The following is a 2,355-nucleotide window of genomic DNA, read 5'->3' as shown; positions in this document are numbered from 1 at the left end:
TTTTTAGTGGCATGTCCTGGACCCGAAGCGGGGTGATCTACCCATGGCCAGTGTGAAGCAGCTGTAAGAGGTTGTGGAGGCGCGAACCCACGTAGGTTGAAAACTGCGGGGATGAGCTGTGGGTAGGGGTGAAAGGCCAATCAAACTCCGTGATAGCTGGTTCTCCCCGAAATGCATTTAGGTGCAGCGTCGCATTAGCTTGGTGGAGGTAGAGCTACTGGTTGGTTGAGCGGGACTACAATCTTAGCAATGTCAGCCAAACTCCGAATGCCATTAATGTGTTGTGCGGCAGTGAGACTGTGGGGGATAAGCTTCATAGTCGAGAGGGAAACAGCCCAGATCGCCGGTTAAGGCCCCTAAGGGTGTGCTAAGTGGAAAAGGATGTGGGATCGCGAAGACAGCCAGGAGGTTGGCTTAGAAGCAGCCATCCTTGAAAGAGTGCGTAATAGCTCACTGGTCGAGTGGTTTCGCGCCGACAATGTAGTGGGGCTCAAGCACACCGCCGAAGCCGCGGCAATACTTTTGTTATTGGGTAGGGGAGCGTCGTGCATGTTGTGAAGCGTTACCGTAAGGCGGCGTGGAGTATGTGCGAGTGAGAATGCAGGCATGAGTAACGAATTGGTAGGTGAGAATCCTACCCGCCGGATGACTAAGGGTTCCTGGGTCAAGTTCGTCTTCCCAGGGTGAGTCGGGACCTAAGGCGAGGCCGACAGGCGTAGTCGATGGATAACCAGTTGATATTCTGGTACCCGTATACATGCGCCCCTGATAAAGCACTGATACTAACCACCGCGGATACGACACGTAACTAACTTTGTTGGTTGGTGTTGTTGATGTCGTGGGGCCTGATGTGTGGTTCAAGCGATGGGGTGACACAGTGGGGTAGCCAAGCCGCTTAATGGATTGTTGGTGTAAGCGTGTAGCCGGAGGCATAGGTAAATCCGTGCCTTAATTGAAGGTGAGACGTGATGCGTAGCCCGATTGGGGTGAAGTTGGTGATCCCGTGCTGTCGAGAAAAGCCTCTAGCGATGTATGTATATGGCCCGTACCCTAAACCGACACAGGTAGTCAGGTTGAAAATACTAAGGCGTTCGGGTGAACTGTGGTTAAGGAACTCGGCAAAATGCCCCCGTAACTTCGGGAGAAGGGGGACCACATACCGTGACAAGTCCTTGCGGCTTGAAGCGGTGTGGGGTCGCAGAGAATAGAGGGAAGCGACTGTTTATCAAAAACACAGGTCCATGCGAAGACGTTAAGTTGATGTATATGGACTGACGCCTGCCCGGTGCTGGAAGGTTAAGAGGACCGGTTAGTACATCGTTGATGTGCGAAGCTGAGAATTTAAGCCCCAGTAAACGGCGGTGGTAACTATAACCATCCTAAGGTAGCGAAATTCCTTGTCGGGTAAGTTCCGACCTGCACGAATGGCGTAACGACTTCCCTGCTGTCTCAACCACAGGCCCGGTGAAATTGCACTACGAGTAAAGATGCTCGTTACGCGCGGCAGGACGAAAAGACCCCGGGACCTTCACTATAGCTTGGTATTGGTGTTTGGTTCGGTTTGTGTAGGATAGGTGGGAGACTTAGAAACTATCACGCCAGTGATGGTGGAGTCGTTGTTGAAATACCACTCTGATCGGATTGAGCACCTTAACCTTGGCCCATGATCTGGGTTGGGGACAGTGCCTGGTGGGTAGTTTAACTGGGGCGGTTGCCTCCCAAAATGTAACGGAGGCGCCCAAAGGTTCCCTCAGCCTGGTTGGCAATCAGGTGTTGAGTGTAAGTGCACAAGGGAGCTTGACTGTGAGAGTGACAGCTCAAACAGGGACGAAAGTCGGGACTAGTGATCCGGCACCTACTTATGGATGTGGTGTCGCTCAACGGATAAAAGGTACCCCGGGGATAACAGGCTGATCTTCCCCAAGAGTTCATATCGACGGGATGGTTTGGCACCTCGATGTCGGCTCGTCGCATCCTGGGGCTGGAGTAGGTCCCAAGGGTTGGGCTGTTCGCCCATTAAAGCGGCACGCGAGCTGGGTTCAGAACGTCGTGAGACAGTTCGGTCTCTATCCGCCGCGCGCGTTGAAACTTGAAGAAGGCTGTCCCTAGTACGAGAGGACCGGGACGGACGTACCTCTAGTGTGCCAGTTGTTCCGCCAGGAGCATCGCTGGTTGGCTACGTACGGAAGGGATAACCGCTGAAAGCATCTAAGCGGGAAGCCTGTTTTAAGATGAGGTTTCACTACAAGGCCCCCTAAAGACTATGGGGTTGATAGGCCAGACCTGGAAGCATTGCAAAATGTTAAGGCTACTGGTACTAATAGGCCAAAACAAACACACACCAAACCCAAAAAC

General features: G+C 52.8%; 1 rRNA gene. It reads left to right on the top strand.

What is annotated here, in order from left to right:
• Positions 1-2,342, top strand: a 23S ribosomal RNA gene (locus HMPREF2559_RS00635); the annotation flags it as partial.
• Between the last annotated feature and the right edge of the window lie 13 nt (positions 2,343-2,355).

Origin of the sequence: Corynebacterium sp. HMSC072G08 (genome assembly GCF_001809185.1) — a bacterium.
GTDB classification, from domain to species: domain Bacteria; phylum Actinomycetota; class Actinomycetes; order Mycobacteriales; family Mycobacteriaceae; genus Corynebacterium; species Corynebacterium phoceense.
This window is presented reverse-complemented; position numbering and strand designations above follow the sequence as displayed.